We start from the raw sequence: 16,625 nt of genomic DNA, 5'->3' as shown, positions 1-16,625 counted from the left end.
AGAGGGGGTAAGCCTCCGCACGAACATATGAGGAGACACCCATGCCGAAGCCGAATCCACGCCACCCGAACTACCCCATCCCGTCGGGCCCCGTGCTGCGCGCCAAGGGCTGGCGGCAGGAGGGGTTGCTGCGGCTGCTCGAAAACGTGCTGTCGGTCGGCGAGGACCCGGACAATCTCATCGTCTATGCCGCGCTCGGCAAGGCGGCGCGCAACTGGGCGGCGCACAGAGCCATCGTCAAGGCGCTGAGCGAGATGGAGGAGGACCAGACGCTGGTCATCCAGTCCGGCAAGCCGGTCGGACTGCTCAAGACCCATGCCAAGGCGCCGCTCGTCATCATGGCGAACTGCAACATCGTCGGGCAGTGGGCGAAGGCGGAAGTGTTCTACGAGCTCCAGCGCAAGGGGCTGATCTGCTGGGGTGGGCTGACGGCCGGCGCCTGGCAGTATATCGGCAGCCAGGGCGTCATCCAGGGCACCTATGAAATCTTCATGCGCATTGCCGAAAAGCGCTTCGGCGGCAGTCTTGCCGGCCGTTTCATCCTGACGGCCGGGCTTGGCGGCATGGGCGGTGCGCAGCCGCTTGCCGGCCGCATGGCCGGGGCCGCCATCCTCTGCGTCGACATCGACCCGGCACGGGCGGCGGCACGCAAGGCGGTCGGCTATCTCGAACATATCGCGCCGGATCTCGATACGGCGCTCGCCATGATCGATGCGGCGGTGAAGGAAAAGCGCGCCACCTCCATCGGCCTCGTCGGCAATGCGGCGGAGGTCTACCCCGAAATCGCGCGGCGCGGCATCGTGCCCGACATCGTTACCGACCAGACCTCGGCGCATGACCTCGTCTACGGTTATGTGCCGAAGGGCATGAGCCTCGACCAGGTGAAGGGCCTGCGCGACGACGGGCAGGGGCAGCTGATGGTGGCAAGCCGGGCCTCGATCGTCGAGCATGTCTCGGCCATGCTGGAATTCCAGAAAAGGGGCTCGGAGGTCTTCGACAACGGCAACCTCATCCGCACGCAGGCGCGGGAAGGCGGTGTGGCCGATGCCTTCGACATCCCGATCTTCACGGAAGCCTATCTGCGTCCGCTGTTTGCGCGCGCCATCGGTCCGTTCCGCTGGATGGCGCTCTCGGGCGAGGAGAGCGATATCGCGCGTATCGACGATCTCGTGCTGGAGATGTTCCCGGACAATTCGATCGTCACCAACTGGATCCGCCTTGCGCGCGAGAATATCCCCTTCGAAGGTCTGCCGGCGCGCATCGCCTGGCTGGGGCACGGCGAGCGCACCGCTCTGGCCTTGGCGGTCAACACGCTGGTCGCCGCGGGCGAGCTGAAGGGGCCGATCGCCTTTTCGCGCGACCATCTCGATGCCGGCGCCATGGCGCATCCCAACATCATGACGGAACGCATGAAGGACGGCTCCGACGCCATCGCCGACTGGCCGTTGCTCGATGCCATGCTGCTCTGCTCGTCCATGGCCGATCTCGTCGTCGTGCATTCCGGCGGTGGAGGCTATGCCGGCTATATGACGAGCTGCGGCGTGACGCTGGTGGCGGACGGAACGGACGGCGGGGCCGAACGCCTCGAACACGCCCTGACCAACGACACGTCGCTCGGCGTGATCCGCTACGCAGATGCGGGCTATGACGAGTCGTTCGACGAGATCAAGCGGAAGGGCATCGGCCATATCGCGCCGGGATGATTTGGCATGTCTGCTTCGCGGCCTTCAGGCTGTTTCGAGGGATTAATAACAATTGTCAGAAAAGGCGAGGCATTCCGCCTTAAGTGACTGAAATGTCTCAGTCAGCTGTAAACGTTGCATTTAACATTTCGCGGTAATCTTCCGTTAGTAATTCCGTCCCTGCAGCGAGAGGGCGGGCTCCGGTTAGTTTTGCGTGCGAGTGCCTATGCGTCTTTCGATCCTTACGGCGGCCCTCCTTGGCTGTGTTACCCTGGCGGGCTGCGCGTCGAGCGCAGGTCCCGAAACGGTCCTGTCCATCAAGCCGTCGCGCGAGACGACGAGTTCGGTCAAGGCGACCGGGCCTGTGCCGGAAGTGGCGGTCGGCCAGGGCAAGGTGAAGGCCGAAGGTGCCAGCGAAATGCTCGCATGGGCCGGGCCAGTGCCGGAAACCCATGCCTTCGAAGCCGTTGCCGAGAAAGCGGTGCGTCCCACCGCGCGTCCCGAAGAGGGCGCGGTAACGGCCGAGATGCCGTCCATCGGGACGTTGGGCAAGCGCTCGCGCATCTACAGCCAGCAGTTCCGGGACGCCAAGCCGATCAATTTCGGCAAGCGCGCGCCCAAGCACTACCAGGTCCATGGTGTCGACGTTTCGCGCTGGCAGGGCGATATCGACTGGGTGAAGCTGCGCACGCAGGGCGCCAACTTCGCCTTCATCAAGGCCACCGACGGCGGTGACCACACCGACCCGATGTTCCGTCACAACTGGCGCGCCGCCAAGGAGGCGGGCATCCGCCGCGGCGCCTATCACTTCTTCTACTGGTGCCGCGTGGCCAGCGAGCAGGCGGACTGGTTCATCCGCAACGTGCCGAAGGACCCGGACGCGCTGCCGCCCGTCATCGATGCCGAATACAACGGTGAATCGAAGTGCAAGCGCCGCCTGACGCGCGCGCAGTATGTCGAGAAGATCCGCGTCTTCGCCGAGCGGCTGGAGCGGCATTACGGCAAGCGGCCGATCATCTATACCGCGCCGGACTTCTACGCCGACAACCTGTCGGGCGAGCTGAAGGAATATCCGTTCTGGCTGCGCTCGGTCGCCGCCCATCCGTCGGTTCGTTACCCGAACCGCCGCTGGCTGTTCTGGCAGTACTCCGGCTCGGGCCTGTCGCACGGGGTGAGCGGCAAGATCGATCTCAACGTCTTCGTCGGCAGCGAGAACGACTGGCACAACTGGCTTGCCGGCCAGTCGACCTGAGCGTTTTGCGGCCGCTGCCGTGTCGTCACGGCAACGGCGGCGACGGTAACGCTGTGCATCCCGAAGATGTGATCTTCCAATCGCTTGCCGCCGGCATCGCCGTTGGCTAGCGATCCTGCATCCATACGGGATTTGCAGGAGTTGTTTCCAGAAATGTCTGAGATCGGTGTCTTCTCGCGCAGGGCCTTCCTCATGGGGGCTGCAGCGACGCTGGCGGGGTGCGCAACCACGCAAGGCGGCGTGAAGAACGTGCCCGTTCCGCAGAAGGTCAGCTACCCGATCGTCCCGGCGACGGACGAGGAGCTTGCCGCGCGCTATGCGGCCGTCGAGGATGGCGGGCATCTCATTCCCGCGATCCCCTACAAGGAGATCGACCCGAAATACTATCGCCAGCGCGTGAAGGATCCGACCGGCGAAGCACCGGGCACCGTGGTCGTGGATACGCCCGGCCGCTTCCTCTACCTGGTCGAGCCCGGCGGCACGGCGATGCGTTACGGCGTCGGCATCGGCCGCGACGGCTTTGCCTGGGAGGGCGAGGGCATCATCCATTGGCGCCAGCCCTGGCCGCGCTGGAAGGTGCCGGCCGACATGATCGCGCGCACGCCGAGCCTTGCCCGGTATTCCGTCGAGAACGGCGGCATGGATCCCGGTATCAAGAACCCGCTCGGCGCGCGGGCGCTCTATATCTTCCAGGACGGGAAGGACACGCTCTACCGCCTGCACGGCTCGCCGGAATGGAAATCGATCGGCAAGGCGACCTCGTCGGGTTGCGTGCGGCTGGTCAACCAGGACGTGATCGATCTCTACAAGCGCGTGCCCTATCACGCGCGCATCGTCGTGCATCAGGGGCCGCTGGGCTCGGTCTGAGGCCGGTTGCCGCTCAGGCGGCCTTGAACCGCGCCATGATCTCGGCGCGGGCCGGATCGGTGAGCGTGACGGCGGCGCCGAATTCGAGCGGCGTGAGGGCGGCCTCGTCCGGATAGACGATCCTGTTGCCGGTGATTTCGGCCGGCAGCAGGGCGACGACGCGGCTGTCGGTGGCCGGGGTGCCGTTGGCGATGTGCTCGCGCACCGCATTCTGCGGGTCCATCAGGAAGTTCAACAGCGCGTAGCCGGCCGGCTTGTTGGGTGCATTTTTCGGAATGGCGTAGAAATCCGACCAGATCTCGCCACCGTCCGAACCGAGGGTGAAGGCGATTTCGGGCACGTCGCGATTGAGCTGCGCGCCGTCACTGGTCCAGCACATGATCATCCAGGCATCGGTGCCGCGCATGGGGGGCTGATAGTCGCTGGTGACGGTATAGAGATGCGGCTTGACCTCAAGCAGCAGTTCCTCCGCCTTGGCAAGTTCCCCGGGCTTCACCGAGTTGAAGGAGAAGCCGAGCGAGACGAGGGCGTTGCCGATGGCGGTGAGCTGGTAGTCGTGCACGATCGCGCGGCCGTCCGCCTCGTCCATGGCGGCCGCGAAGAACTCCTTCCAGCTCGTGACCTTCACCTTGTCCGTGTTGTAGGCGATGCCGGTCGTGCCCCAGTTCTTCGGCAGCGCATAGACCTTGCCCTCGGCGGTGCCCTGGCTGGTGAAGCGGGCATTCTGGGTGCCTGCATCGAAATTCGGCAGGCGGGGCAGGTCGAGCGGTTCGATCAGGCCGAGGCGGGCATAGGTGGAGATCGTGTAGTTGGTCGGCACGAACAGGTCCCATCGGGCGCTGTCGGCTCGAAGCGCCTCCAGCATCTCCTCGTTCGAACCGAAGATGTTCACCTCTACCGCGACGCCCGTGGCAGCGGTGAAGGCCTCGAACGTCGCCGGGTCGTGATAGTTCGGCCATGTCGCGATCGACATGCTCGATCCAAGATCGTCGCTCGCATGGGCGGCCGATGAGAACCCCGGCTGGCGGGCAAGAACGGCGGCGGCAAGGCCAAGGCCGGTGATTTCAAGGAAATGGCGCCGGGTGATCGAGCCGCGCTTGAGGCGCATGAAGGTGTCCGTCAGCGCGCCGGCCTCCATCGCGTCATGTTTGCTGAACCGCTTCGACATCGCGCTGTTCCCCTGCCGTTAAGTCGGCCTCGCTGCCACGGGCCGGAAGGACGGGCATGCCGGTGGCCGCCGGAAACGAGCCCGCGCAACAGGCGGTCGTGCGCATGGTAAGCCGGGAGAGGTGATTTATCCGTAAATCGCGCACCCCACATTGGGACTTGTGCGGTGCAGCGAGCATGCCGGCGGGATCGTCCGGCACGGCAGCGCGCGGCGTTCGGGGACCATCGCAAACCCGGCCGACGCCGGGTCTGCTCTTGTCATTTCAACGCGTTATCGCCATGCGCTGGCAGGACGATTCCGGTCGTTGATGCGTCGATTCAAGCGACGGCGGCGAGAGCGGCCTGCGCGCGGGCGTCGATGATCTGGCGCGCGGCGTTGGCGGCTTCCTTGCCCTTGATGACGAAATGATCGCGGAAGAAGGCGATATGCGCTTCCGATTCCTGGAAGTTGTGCGGCGTCAGCACGGCGGAGAGAACCGGCACATTGGTATCGAGGCCGACGCGCACGATGGCATCCACCACGGTGCCGGCGACGAAATCGTGGCGGTAGATGCCGCCGTCGACGACGAGCGCGACGCCGAGAATGGCGGCATATTTGCCGGTGCGGGCGAGCAGCTGGGCATGGAGCGGAATTTCAAGCGCGCCCGGCACGTCGATCACGTCGACATCCTCGGCGCGGCCGCCAAGCGCTTTCCATTCGGCGACGAAAGAATCGACCGCCTGATCGACGATGCCGGCATGCCAGCGGGCGCGGATGACGGCGATACGGGAGGAGGGGGTGGCATTCGCATTCATGTCTAGGCCTTTCAAGGGTTGAGCCATTTTTCAACGGTCCCCTTGGGCGAACATGCAGGTTGTCCGCCAGCGCGGCGGTGGTCCTGCTTGCCCTCTTTCATCCGGACTGTGACCGTCGGCTCCGGCATCGCACCGGATCTGCTGACCCTTCCACCGGAAGGCGCTCGCGGGCTCCCGGATCGCTCCGGATACCGCCGGTGGGGAGTTTCACCCCGCCCTGAGAACATCAGGACCATAACGGGCAAACGCCCGCGGATCAAATCCGCGGGCGACGCAAAGAGCGACTTTCACGACAGAATTTTCCAACCTTCGCCGGAAGGCTGGAATGAACGGCTAGTCGCGGATAATGAGCAGGTCGCTTGCCACGAAGCGCAGCGTGACCGTCTCGCCCACCACCGGGGGCACGAGGCCCGGGCTGTTGAACATGTCGAAGGAGATGATGCTTTCGCCGACCTTCATGCGGGTGCGGATGACCGAGCCGAGGAAGTTGGTGGAGACCACCTCGCCGGACAGCGCGGTATCGCCCTTGGCATCCGGCGCGATCGATCCGGCCTCGGGGCGCAGCGCCAGCGAGATCGTGTCACCCGCCTTCACGTCGCCGAGCGGTTCTCGCAGGGTGACGCCCTGGTCGCCGATCGACACGCGGTTGGAGGCGGGATCGACGACCTTCGCCTCGATGAGGTTCAGCGTGCCGACGAAGTTGGCGACGAAGCGCGTGGCGGGGCGGTTGTAGATGTCTGCGGGCGCGCCGATCTGGTCGGCGCGGCCGGCGTTCATGACAACGATGCGGTCGGAGATTGACAGCGCCTCTTCCTGGTCGTGCGTGACGAAGACGGTGGTGATGCCCAGCTGCTGCTGGATCATGCGGATCTCTTCGCGCAGCGATACGCGGATCTTGGCGTCGAGGGCCGACAGCGGCTCGTCGAGCAGAAGGACCTGCGGCTTCGGTGCGAGCGCGCGGGCGAGCGCCACGCGCTGCTGCTGGCCGCCCGACATCTGGTAGGGGTAGCGGTCGGCGAGGTGGTCGAGCTTGATGAGGCCGAGCATTTCCTTGACGCGCTGGTCGATCTCCGCCTTGGGACGACCGGCGACCTTGAGGCCGAAGGCGACGTTTTCGGCGACGTTCATGTTCGGGAAGAGCGCATAGGCCTGGAAGACCATGCCGATGTTGCGCTGGTTGGGGCGCAGGTTTGCCTGGCTCTTGCCGTTGATGGTGATGGTGCCGCCGGAGGGCGTCTCGAAGCCGGCGATCATGCGCAGCACCGTGGTCTTGCCGCAGCCGGACGGACCGAGGAACGAGATGAACTCGCCCTTCTCGATGGACATGTTGAAATCCTTGACGACCTGAACGGGGCCGAAGGACTTCTGGAGGCTGGTGAGGGTCAGGAAGCTCATAAAGGGTCCTTAGGCGGGGCTTTGCGCGCCCTTCTGGAAACGGGAGACAAGCTGGATCAGGCCGAGGCAGCCCCAGGTGAGGACGAAGGACATGACCGCGAGTGCCGCGGGCTCATAGGCGCGGTTGGCGCCGAGCAGCTGCATGTACGGGCCGAAGGCCGGGCGATTCAAAAGGGCGGCCATGGTGAACTCGCCGATGACGATGGCGAAGGTCAGGAAGGCGCCGGAGAGAACCGCGACCAGCACATTCGGCAGGATGATCTTGGCGAGGATCGTCGTCCAGCCGGCACCGAGGCTCTGGGCGGCCTCCGTCAGCGTGGCGATGTCGATGGCGCGCAGGCCCGTATCGACGGAGCGATACATGTAGGGCAGCGCCAGCGTGGCATAGCCGAACATCAGGAGGATGTTGGTGCCTGTGATCGATCCCGTCAGCGGCAGCCAGCTCGATGTGTTGTAGAGCCTGATATAGCCGAAGACGATGACGATGGCCGGAATGACCAGCGGCAGCAGCGTGACGAACTCGATATAGGGCCGAAGGCCGGGCAGCTTGAGGCGGACCCAATAGGCCGTCGGCACCACCAGCACGACGCCGAAGACGATGGTCGCGAGCGCCATCAGGATGGAATAGGTGAAGGTCTCCTGGAAGCGCGGATCGCCCAGCACGACGGCATAGGCATCGAGCGAATAGACGCCGCGGCGCATCTTCAGGGAGAAGTTGGTCATGCCGATCAGCGGCAGGATGAAATAGAGCAGACCGAAGATAAGGGCGCCCCAGGCCCAGAACTTCTTCATTTCAGCCACCTTTCGCTGCGCGCACGCAGCCATATGTAGATGGTGTTGGCGACGCCGGTCACGACGATCATGCCGAAGGCGAGGGCATAGCCGAGATGCGGGTTGCCGAGCACGTCGCCGCGGATCTGCGCGAAAAGCAGGATCGGCACGATGGACAGCGAGGAACCGGTGAGCGCGATGGCCGTGGCCACGGCCCCGAAGGCATTGGCGAACAGCAGTGCCAGCGTTCCCAGGAACGACGGCAGCAGGATCGGGAAGGCGACCATGCGCCAGTATTGCGTGTTGGTGGCGCCGAGGATCTGCGCCGCCTCACGCCACTCGCGCTTCAAGCCGTCGAGCGCCGGCGTGATGATGAGGATCATCAGCGGGATCTGGAAGAACAGATAGGTGATCGTCAGGCCCCAGAAGGACAGGAGATTGAAGCCGAGCGCGCGCAGGTTGATGCCGAACTGGGTCTGCAGGAACACCGTGATGAGACCGACGGGGCCGAGTGTCGCGAGAAACGCGAAGGCGAGCGGCACGCCCGCGAAGTTGGAGGCCACGCCGGAAAAGGTGAGAAGCGGGCTGCGGATCCATTTCGGCAAACCGCCGAGCACGGCGGCGGCCGCGACCGAAAAGCCGATCAGGCAACCGAGCAGGGCCGAGGCGATGCTGATCTTGATCGAGATCCAGTAGGCCGACATGATCGAGGTGGTGAACAGGCCGCGGATATTGTCCAGCGTGAAGCTGCCTTCCGGCGTCTGGAAGGCGCCGATGACGATGCGCATCGTCGGCATGATCAGGAACAGCAGGACGAAGATCGCGAACGGCAACGCGCCCAGCCAGTGCAGCGGGAGGCGGAACGGTTCGCGCGTCGGCTGTCGGGGGGCTGAACTGTCTGATGACATCACGATGACCTCGAAGGGGGTGCCGCACGGGCGGACCGCAGTCGTCGCCCCGGCCGAACAGCCGGGGCGACGGAGCGTGTTGCTTATTGCACGTTCGCGCCGACGACGCTGTCCCACGCGCCGGTGACGGCAGCCTTGTTGGCGTCCACTTCCTCGAGCGTCGGGAAGTAGGCCTTTTCATAGGATGCTGCCGGCGGCAGGGCGTCGATCAGGTCCTGCGGAACCTTGCCGGCCTTGACCATGGCGTTGAAGCGCGCCGGATGGCAATAGCCCTTCAGCCAGCCGAGCTGACCTTCGTCGGAATAGAGGTGTTCCATCCACAGCTTGGCCGCGTTCGGGTGCGGGGCATAAGCCGAAATCGCCTGGACGTAGACGCCGGCGAGAACACCCTTTTCCGGAACCACGACCTCGGTCGGCGGGTTGCCGTTCAGCGTCTTGGCCCAGCCCAGCGCGTTGTAGTCCCATGCGATGACGATCGGGGTCGAGCCCTGCGCCAGCGTGCCGGACTTGCCGATGACGGGGACGAAGTTGCCCGCCTTGTTCAGCTCCGCAAAGTAGGCGAGACCTGCCTCACCGGCTTCCTTGCCGGACTTCGCGTCCTTGGCGAGACCGGCGGCGAGAACGCCCAGGATGGCCTGGTTGGAGGCGCGCGGGTCGCCGGCGAGAGCGACCTGACCGGCATATTCCGGCTTCAGGAGGTCGGCCCAGTCCTTCGGCGTGTTGGGAACGAGATCCTTGTTCACCAGGAACGACATCACGCCGTAATAGTCACCGTACCAGTAGCCTTCGGCGTCCTTGATCGTGTCGGGGATTTCGTCCCAGGTCGAGACCTTGTAGGGCTGCAGCAGGCCTTCGGCCTTGGCCTGCGGGCCGAAGGCGAGACCGACGTCGATCACGTCGGGCGACTGCGGGCCCTTGTTGTCCTTGTTGGCCTTGATGGCTTCGACTTCGTCGGCCGAACCGGCATCCGGGTTCAGTTCGTTGACCTGGATTTCCGGATACTTCGCCTTGAAGGAGGCGATGACGTCACCGTAACCGCACCAGTCGTGCGGCAGGGCGATGGTGGTCAGCATGCCTTCCTTCTTGGCGGCTTCGATGAGCTCGGCGCTCGGCTCGGCAAGGGCGAGCGAGGGAAGGGCGATCGCAAGCGCTGTGGAGAGCGAGAGCAGACGTTTCGTAGATGACATCACGGGTGTTCTCCTTTTGTGTGTCAGTCAACTTCGGCGAAGCTGATACTGGTGGCGCGTGAACCTTATGTGACAGTTCCGTATCGCTTTTTTCTTTTGTTTATCGTGGTTTGTCCGGCAGCTCCGGCCGGGGCTTGCGAAAAAGCCGGCTGGCCTCGAACAGGCCCTCCAGCGTCTTCATTCGGTCGCTGGTTTCCTCCCAGCCCGAACTCTGGACGGCCTCGATCAGCGACTCGACGATGAAGAGCGTGACGACGGAGGAATCCCAGGCCGAGGGTGCCTCGATATGCACGCGGAATACCTTCGCGGCGGCCTTGGCCACGGGTGACGCCCATTGATCGGTGAAGAGCACGATCTCGACGCCGCGCTCGCGTGCCACGCGGCCCAGCGTCTCCATCTCCTGCTCGTAACGGCGGATATCGAAGATCACCAGCACGTCGCCGGCCTTCATGTTCAGAACGTAGTGCGGCCAGGACGCGGGGTTGGCGGCGATCTGCGTGACGTTCGGGCGGATGACCTGAAGATGTGTGAAGAGATAGTCGGCCAGCGCCTTCGTGATGCGCCCGCCGATGATGTAGATGCTGCGCTGGCGGTCGGCCAGAAGGGCGCTCGCGCTGTCGAAGTCGGCGGTCTCCACCTGCGAGAGCGTCTGGCGCATGTTGTTCATGATCGCATCGGCGAAGCGGTTGAGGATATGCGTGCCGGGCGCATTGGCGGCCCAGCGGTCATGCTTGGTGATGGGGTTGGAGAGCGTCGCCTCCAGCTCGTGGTGCAGGCGCGCCTGAAAATCCGGGAAGCCGCGAAAGCCCAGCTTCTGCACCATGCGTGCGACGGTGGGCGTCGAGACGCCGGCATTGTCCGCCACCGTGGTGATGCTGCCCAGCCCGGAGACCGGGTAGTTGTCGAGCAATGATGTGGCGAGCTGCCGTTCGGCGCGCGTCAGCGCATCGAAGTGGGCAGAGATCACATCCGACACCGTCATGGATGCTTGATTGAGTGTCAAATTTTTCCCCTGCAGCCCCGGTCTCCGCCGGGGTTTCGACGATAAAACGCCCTGTCACAATGCGAGTCAAATGTTTTTTTGAAGAGATTTCTTCACGCGGCGGTTGACAGCGGCTGTCTAGTGAAGAATTCTTTTCAGCAACGAAAAAAGCCGGTCGAGGGGATCAGGCTATGGGAATTCTGACTGGAGAGGAGGGCGACCCTGTCGCCCTGGAGAATGCTGTTGCGCAGGGCCCGGTGATCCTGGTGTGCGAGCATGCATCGCGCCAATTGCCGGCCTCGCTCGGCACGCTCGGCCTTTCCGCCGAGGCGCTTGCCAGCCATATCGCCTGGGATCCGGGCGCCCTCGCCGTTTCGCGGCTGATGGCGGAGCAACTCGACGCCACGCTGCTGTTCCAGCGCTTCTCTCGTCTCGCCTACGATTGCAATCGCCCGCCGGAATCGCCGGCGGCCATGCCGGCAAAGAGCGAGGTCTTCGATGTGCCGGGCAATGCCGGACTCGACCAGGCGGCGCGCGATGCCCGCACGCGGGCGCTCTACATTCCCTTCCGCGACCGGCTGCGCGGCCTCGTGGAGACGCGGATCGCAGAGGGCAGGCCGCCCGTCATCGTGACGATGCACAGTTTCACGCCGGTCTATTTCGGCAAGCCGCGCGATGTCGAGATCGGCATCCTGCACGACGCCGATACGCGCCTTGCCGATGCCATGCTGGCGGCCGCTGGCACGGACGGCCCCTATACCATCCGCCGCAACGAGCCTTACGGCCCCGAGGACGGCGTGACGCATACGCTTCGCGAGCACGGCCTGTCCAAGGGCCTGCCCAACGTGATGATCGAGGTCCGCAACGACCTCATTCAGAATGAAGCCGGCCAGAAGGTCGTGGCCGGCTATCTTGCGGGACTGCTCGGCGCGGCCCTGTCGGCAATAGAATAAAAAAAGACCGGGGAACGAACGGCCCGTGGAAACGGAACTGAACACGAACTGGAGAGGCGAGGCGAATGCTTGCGTTTTCGCATTTGAGGAATGGGCCGGCTGAAAATGCCGTTGCTGCCGACGGAGGCGGAAACCATGCCTGATGTCATCAAGAGCTATGTGCGCTTCGTCGACACGTTCAACCGGCGTGTCGGCATTTTCGCGATGTATCTGATCTTCGCGATGTTTGCGATCCTCCTGTACTCGTCGCTGTCCAAGGCCTTCCGCCTGCCGGCGAACTGGACGCTCGAATCCGCGCAGTTCACCATGGCCGCCTATTACATGCTGGGCGGTGCCTTTGCCATGCAGACCGGCGACCACGTCCGCATGGACCTGTTCTACGGCACCTGGTCGGCCCGCAAGCGGGCGATCTTCGACATCGTGACCTCGGTTGCGCTGATCGTCTTCCTCGGCTTCATGCTCTATGGCGGCATCTCCAGCACAACCTACGCCATTCAGTTCAACGAAAAGAGCTTCACCGCCTGGGCGCCCTACATGGCGCCGATCAAGATCGTCATGACCTTCGGGGTGTTCATGATGCTCGCGCAGTCGCTCTCCTCGCTCTTCAAGGATATCGCCGAATTGCGGGGAAGGCCCATCGCATGAGCTATGAATTCATCGCAATCACGATGTTCGCCGGCATGATGGTGCTGCTGCTCACCGGGCAGCGCGTCTTCGCCGTGATCGGCTTCGTCGGCGTCGTGGCCGCCTTCCTGCTGTGGGGTGAGGGCGGCTCCGAGATGGGCTTCTCGTCCGCCATGAAGCTCGTCAAATGGTATCCGATGCTCACGGTGCCGATGTTCGTGTTCATGGGCTACATGCTCTCGGAATCGGGCATCGCCGAGGACATGTACAAGGCCATTCATGTCTGGATGGGGCCGATCAATGGCGGTCTGGCGCTCGGAACCGTCGGGCTCATGGTCATCATCTCCGCCATGAACGGCCTTTCCGTCGCCGGCATGGCGATCGGCGCGACCATCGCGCTGCCGGAACTGCTGCGTCGCGGTTATGACAAGGTCATGATGACGGGCGTGGTGCAGGGCGGCTCGACGTTGGGCATCCTGCTGCCGCCAAGCGTGGTGCTGGTGCTCTACGGCATGATCGCCCGTGTTCCGGTCGGCCAGCTCTGGCTTGCCGGCCTTCTGCCCGGTCTGATGATGGCGGCGCTGATGGCGATCTACGTCTATGTGCGCTGCCGCGTGAACCCGGCGCTCGGTCCGGCGTTGCCGCTCTCGGAGCGCAATGTGCCGTTCCGCGAGAAGGTGCGGCTGCTCTCGGCGGGCATCGTACCGCTCGGCATATTCGTGCTCATGATGTGGCTGTTCCTCAGCGGGATCGCGAGCCTTGTCGAAAGCTCGGCGGTCGGCGCGATCTGCTCGGCGCTCGTCGCCTGGTGGCGCGGGCGTCTCAGCGCCCGGCTGTGGAACGACGTGCTGCAGAAGACGCTCGGCATCACCTGCATGTTCATGTGGATCCTGATCGCTTCGCTCTGCTTCGGCGCCGTGTTCGACGGTCTGGGCGCGGTGAAGTCGATCGAGCGCTTCTTCCTCGGCGATCTCGGCTTGGAGCCCTGGCAGGTGCTGGTGCTGATGCAGCTTTCGTTCCTGATCATGGGGATGTTTCTGGACGATACGGCGATGCTCGTCATCGTCGCGCCGCTCTACATCCCGCTGGTGCAGAAGCTGGGCTTCGATCTCGTCTGGTATGGCGTGCTCTACACGATCACCTGCCAGATCGCCTACATCACCCCGCCCTTCGGCTACAACCTGTTCATGATGCGGGCGATGGCGCCGCCCGAGATCGGCATGCGGGACATCTACAAATCGATCTGGCCTTTTGTCGGCATCATGGTCGCTAGCCTGATCATCATCGGTGTCTTCCCCGAGATCGCGACGTGGCTGCCGAACAACTATTACAGCAAATAACCGGATTTCCGGCGGTAGGAGCCGCCGGGCATTCGATGGACTTTGGACGAGGCCGATAGAAGAACGATGATTTTCCGACCGGAATGAACGGCCGTTTCCGGCAAAACCAAGATGTAGAACCAGAGGGATAGAGCTATGACAAACAGACGGCAATTTCTGACGCGTGCCGGCGCGGCCACCATCGGTGCGGCCGGCGCCGCAACGCTCGCGGCACCTGCGGTCGTGAAGGCCCAGACGGCCATCAAGTGGCGTTTCCAGACCTATGCGGGCGCCGCACTCGGCGAACACGTCACCAAGCCGATCATCGACGCCATCAATGCGACGGCGCAGGGCGAGCTGGAGATCGAACTGTACTTCGCCGACCAGATCGTGCCGACGGGCGAGCTTTTCCGCGCGCTCCAGGCCGGTACGATCGACGCGGTGCATTCCGACGACGATTCGATGGCATCGCCGGCGGATGTCGCCACCTTCGGCGGCTACTTCCCGCTCGCCACCAAGCAGATCCTCGACGTGCCCGTGCTGTTCAAGCAGTACGGCCTCGCCGATATCTGGAAGTCGTCCTACGAAAAGGTCGGCGGCGTCGTCTGGCTGTCGTCGTCGGGCCAGGACCCGTGCCACTTCAACACCAAGAAGGCGATCACCTCGCTCAAGGATCTCGAGGGGCTGCGTCTCTACACCTTCCCGACCGCGGGCCGCTTCCTGACGCAGTTCGGCGTCGTGCCTGTCACCATTCCCTATGAGGATGCGCAGGTCGCCGTGCAGACGGGCGAACTCGACGGCATGGCCTGGTCGGGCATCACCGAGGACTACACGGTCGGCTGGGCCGACGTGACCGACCACTTCCTGACGAACAACATCTCTGGTGCGTGGATCGGCTCGTTCTTCGTCAACGAGAAGAAGTGGGCGGAACTGCCCGACCACCTGAAGAAGCTGGTCATGACGGCCATCGAGGCTGGCAACAACTACCGCGACCAGTGGTACTGGGGTGGCGAGGCGAAGCTGCGTGCCGAGGGCACCAAGCTCAAGCTCACCAGCATCCCGGCCGCGGAGTGGAAGGCCGTCGAAGACGCGGCGAAGGTGTTCTGGAAGGAAATCGCCGAACAGGGCGAGACGGCCGCCAAGGTCGTCAAGATCTTCGAGGAATACAACGCCATCATCAACAAGGCCGGCCCGCCCTACGTCAACGGCTGATGATATCAACGCTGTCGAACCGGGCCTGCCAAGGCCCGGTTCATCACCATGACATAACCCCGCAGGACCGCCCCATGACGACGACCTACACGTTCGATGATCTCAAGAAGGATGTGGCCGAGGGCCGTATCGACACCGTGCTCGCCTGCCTTGTCGACATGCAGGGGCGCCTGATGGGCAAGCGGTTCCACGCGCAGTACTTCGTCGACAGCGCTTACGAGGAGACGCACAGCTGCAACTACCTGCTGGCGACCGACATGGAGATGGAAACCGTCTCGGGCTACAAATCCACCAGCTGGGAAGCGGGTTACGGCGACTATACGATGAAGCCGGACCTTGCGACGCTGCGCAAGCTGCCCTGGCTGGAGGGCACGGCAATGGTGCTGTGCGACGTGCTCGACCACCACACCCATGAAGAAGTGCCGCATTCGCCGCGCGCCATCCTCAAGAAGCAGGTGAAGCGGCTGGAGGCGATGGGCCTCAAGGCCTTCATGGCAAGCGAGCTCGAATTCTTCCTGTTCGACCAGACCTATGACCATGCCCGCGAGAGCGGCTATCGCGATCTGCTGCCGGTCAGCGGCTACAACGAGGACTACCACATCTTCCAGACCACCAAGGAAGAGGATGTGATGCGCGCGCTGCGCAACGGCCTGCAGGGTGCGGGCATTCCGGTGGAGAACTCCAAGGGCGAGGCCTCGGCCGGTCAGGAGGAGATCAACGTGCGCTATGCCGAGGCGCTTACGATGGCCGACCGGCATTCGATCATCAAGAACGCCACCAAGGAAATCGCCTGGCAGCGCGGCAAGGCCGTGACGTTCCTGGCCAAGTGGAACTACAACGCCGCCGGCTCCTCCTCACATATCCACCAGTCGCTGTGGAGCCTCGACGGCAAGGAGGCGAAGTTCTTCGACGGGCAAGCCAAATACGGCATGTCTGACCTCATGCGGAACTATGTCGCCGGGCTGCTCGCCCATGCCAGCGAGATCACCTATTTCCTCGCGCCCTATATCAATTCCTACAAGCGCTTCGTCGCCGGCACCTTCGCGCCGACCAAGGCGATCTGGAGCAAGGACAACCGCACGGCGGGCTATCGCCTGTGCGGCGAGGGCACGAAGGCCATCCGCATCGAGTGCCGCGTCGGCGGTTCCGACCTCAATCCCTATCTGGCGATGGCAGCGCTGCTCGCCGCCGGCATTGCCGGCATCGAGCAGAAGCTGGAACTGGAGGCGCCTTTCGAGGGCGACGCCTATGGCGGCAAGGACATTCGCGAGATCCCCAAGACCCTGCGCGCGGCCACCGCGGTGCTGAAGGGCTCGAACATGCTGCGCGAGGCTTTCGGCGACGAGGTCATCGACCACTATGTCCGCGCGGCCGAATGGGAGCAGGAGGAGTACGATCGCCGCATCACCGACTGGGAGGTGGCGCGCGGCTTCGAGAGGGCGTAAGGCTCAAGCCAGTCAAGGCCGAACCGGCCCCGGCGCATAGCCCTTCAGGGATATTTGCCGCGTGGC

The 16,625-nt window shown here is 63.9% G+C and carries 15 protein-coding genes and 1 riboswitch; of the genes, 8 read left to right on the top strand and 7 right to left on the bottom strand.

Features of this window, described 5'->3' with window-relative positions:
• Positions 1-41: 41 nt before the first annotated feature.
• From B5M41_RS08820 to B5M41_RS08810, 3 genes are all read left to right on the top strand, one after another.
• Positions 42-1,703, top strand: a complete 1,662-nt coding sequence (locus tag B5M41_RS08820; protein ID WP_134651203.1) for a urocanate hydratase — start codon at positions 42-44, stop codon at positions 1,701-1,703.
• Between the two features lie 205 nt (positions 1,704-1,908).
• Positions 1,909-2,934 (top strand): glycoside hydrolase family 25 protein, encoded by a 1,026-nt coding sequence (locus B5M41_RS08815; protein ID WP_134651201.1) that lies wholly within the window; start codon positions 1,909-1,911, stop codon positions 2,932-2,934.
• A gap of 153 nt (positions 2,935-3,087) precedes the next feature.
• Positions 3,088-3,801: a L,D-transpeptidase gene (locus tag B5M41_RS08810; protein WP_134651199.1), complete on the top strand. Its 714-nt coding sequence runs from the start codon at positions 3,088-3,090 to the stop codon at positions 3,799-3,801.
• 13 nt (positions 3,802-3,814) lie between these two features.
• On the opposite strand, the gene B5M41_RS08805 is transcribed toward B5M41_RS08810, so the two are convergent.
• From B5M41_RS08805 to B5M41_RS08775, 7 genes are all read right to left on the bottom strand, one after another.
• Positions 3,815-4,969 (bottom strand): ABC transporter substrate-binding protein, encoded by a 1,155-nt coding sequence (locus B5M41_RS08805; protein WP_134651197.1) that lies wholly within the window; start codon positions 4,967-4,969, stop codon positions 3,815-3,817.
• Positions 4,970-5,286: 317 nt separating this feature from the next.
• Positions 5,287-5,763, bottom strand: a complete 477-nt coding sequence (locus tag B5M41_RS08800) for a 6,7-dimethyl-8-ribityllumazine synthase (RefSeq protein WP_134651195.1) — start codon at positions 5,761-5,763, stop codon at positions 5,287-5,289.
• 85 nt (positions 5,764-5,848) lie between these two features.
• Positions 5,849-5,992: riboswitch (FMN riboswitch) on the bottom strand.
• 104 nt (positions 5,993-6,096) lie between these two features.
• Positions 6,097-7,158, bottom strand: coding sequence for an ABC transporter ATP-binding protein (locus B5M41_RS08795; protein ID WP_134651193.1), 1,062 nt, complete (start codon positions 7,156-7,158; stop codon positions 6,097-6,099).
• A 9-nt stretch (positions 7,159-7,167) separates the two neighbouring features.
• The gene (locus B5M41_RS08790; protein ID WP_134651191.1) at positions 7,168-7,950 is read right to left on the bottom strand and encodes an ABC transporter permease; all 783 of its coding nucleotides are present in this window, start codon (positions 7,948-7,950) and stop codon (positions 7,168-7,170) included.
• A complete protein-coding gene (locus tag B5M41_RS08785) occupies positions 7,947-8,837 on the bottom strand; it encodes an ABC transporter permease (protein ID WP_134651189.1) in 891 nt (296 codons plus the stop codon). The genes B5M41_RS08790 and B5M41_RS08785 overlap by 4 nt, the downstream gene beginning before the upstream one ends.
• 83 nt (positions 8,838-8,920) lie before the next feature.
• Positions 8,921-10,024, bottom strand: a complete 1,104-nt coding sequence (locus B5M41_RS08780; protein WP_268998297.1) for an ABC transporter substrate-binding protein — start codon at positions 10,022-10,024, stop codon at positions 8,921-8,923.
• A 100-nt stretch (positions 10,025-10,124) separates the two neighbouring features.
• Positions 10,125-11,006, bottom strand: a complete 882-nt coding sequence (locus B5M41_RS08775) for a MurR/RpiR family transcriptional regulator (protein WP_167719353.1) — start codon at positions 11,004-11,006, stop codon at positions 10,125-10,127.
• 191 nt (positions 11,007-11,197) lie between these two features.
• On the opposite strand from B5M41_RS08775, the gene B5M41_RS08770 reads away from it, so the two are divergent.
• From B5M41_RS08770 to B5M41_RS08750, 5 genes are all read left to right on the top strand, one after another.
• Entirely contained in the window at positions 11,198-11,959 is a 762-nt protein-coding gene (locus tag B5M41_RS08770) for an N-formylglutamate amidohydrolase (RefSeq protein ID WP_134651183.1), read from the top strand.
• 135 nt (positions 11,960-12,094) lie between these two features.
• The gene (locus tag B5M41_RS08765) at positions 12,095-12,604 is read left to right on the top strand and encodes a TRAP transporter small permease subunit (protein WP_134651181.1); all 510 of its coding nucleotides are present in this window, start codon (positions 12,095-12,097) and stop codon (positions 12,602-12,604) included.
• Positions 12,601-13,923 carry a TRAP transporter large permease gene (locus B5M41_RS08760; protein ID WP_134651179.1) on the top strand — a complete coding sequence of 441 codons (1,323 nt, stop codon included), beginning with the start codon at positions 12,601-12,603 and terminating at the stop codon, positions 13,921-13,923. Before B5M41_RS08765 ends, B5M41_RS08760 begins: the two co-directional genes overlap by 4 nt.
• Positions 13,924-14,058: 135 nt before the next feature.
• The gene (locus B5M41_RS08755) at positions 14,059-15,114 is read left to right on the top strand and encodes a TRAP transporter substrate-binding protein (protein WP_134651177.1); all 1,056 of its coding nucleotides are present in this window, start codon (positions 14,059-14,061) and stop codon (positions 15,112-15,114) included.
• Between the two features lie 74 nt (positions 15,115-15,188).
• Complete coding sequence (locus tag B5M41_RS08750; protein ID WP_134651175.1) at positions 15,189-16,559, top strand: glutamine synthetase family protein; 1,371 nt, start codon at positions 15,189-15,191, stop codon at positions 16,557-16,559.
• Positions 16,560-16,625: the final 66 nt, after the last annotated feature.

It is taken from the genome of Shinella sumterensis (assembly GCF_004514425.2).
GTDB classification, from domain to species: domain Bacteria; phylum Pseudomonadota; class Alphaproteobacteria; order Rhizobiales; family Rhizobiaceae; genus Shinella; species Shinella sumterensis.
The sequence above is the reverse complement of the archived record's forward strand: the minus strand, read 5'-3'. Positions and strand labels throughout refer to the sequence as shown.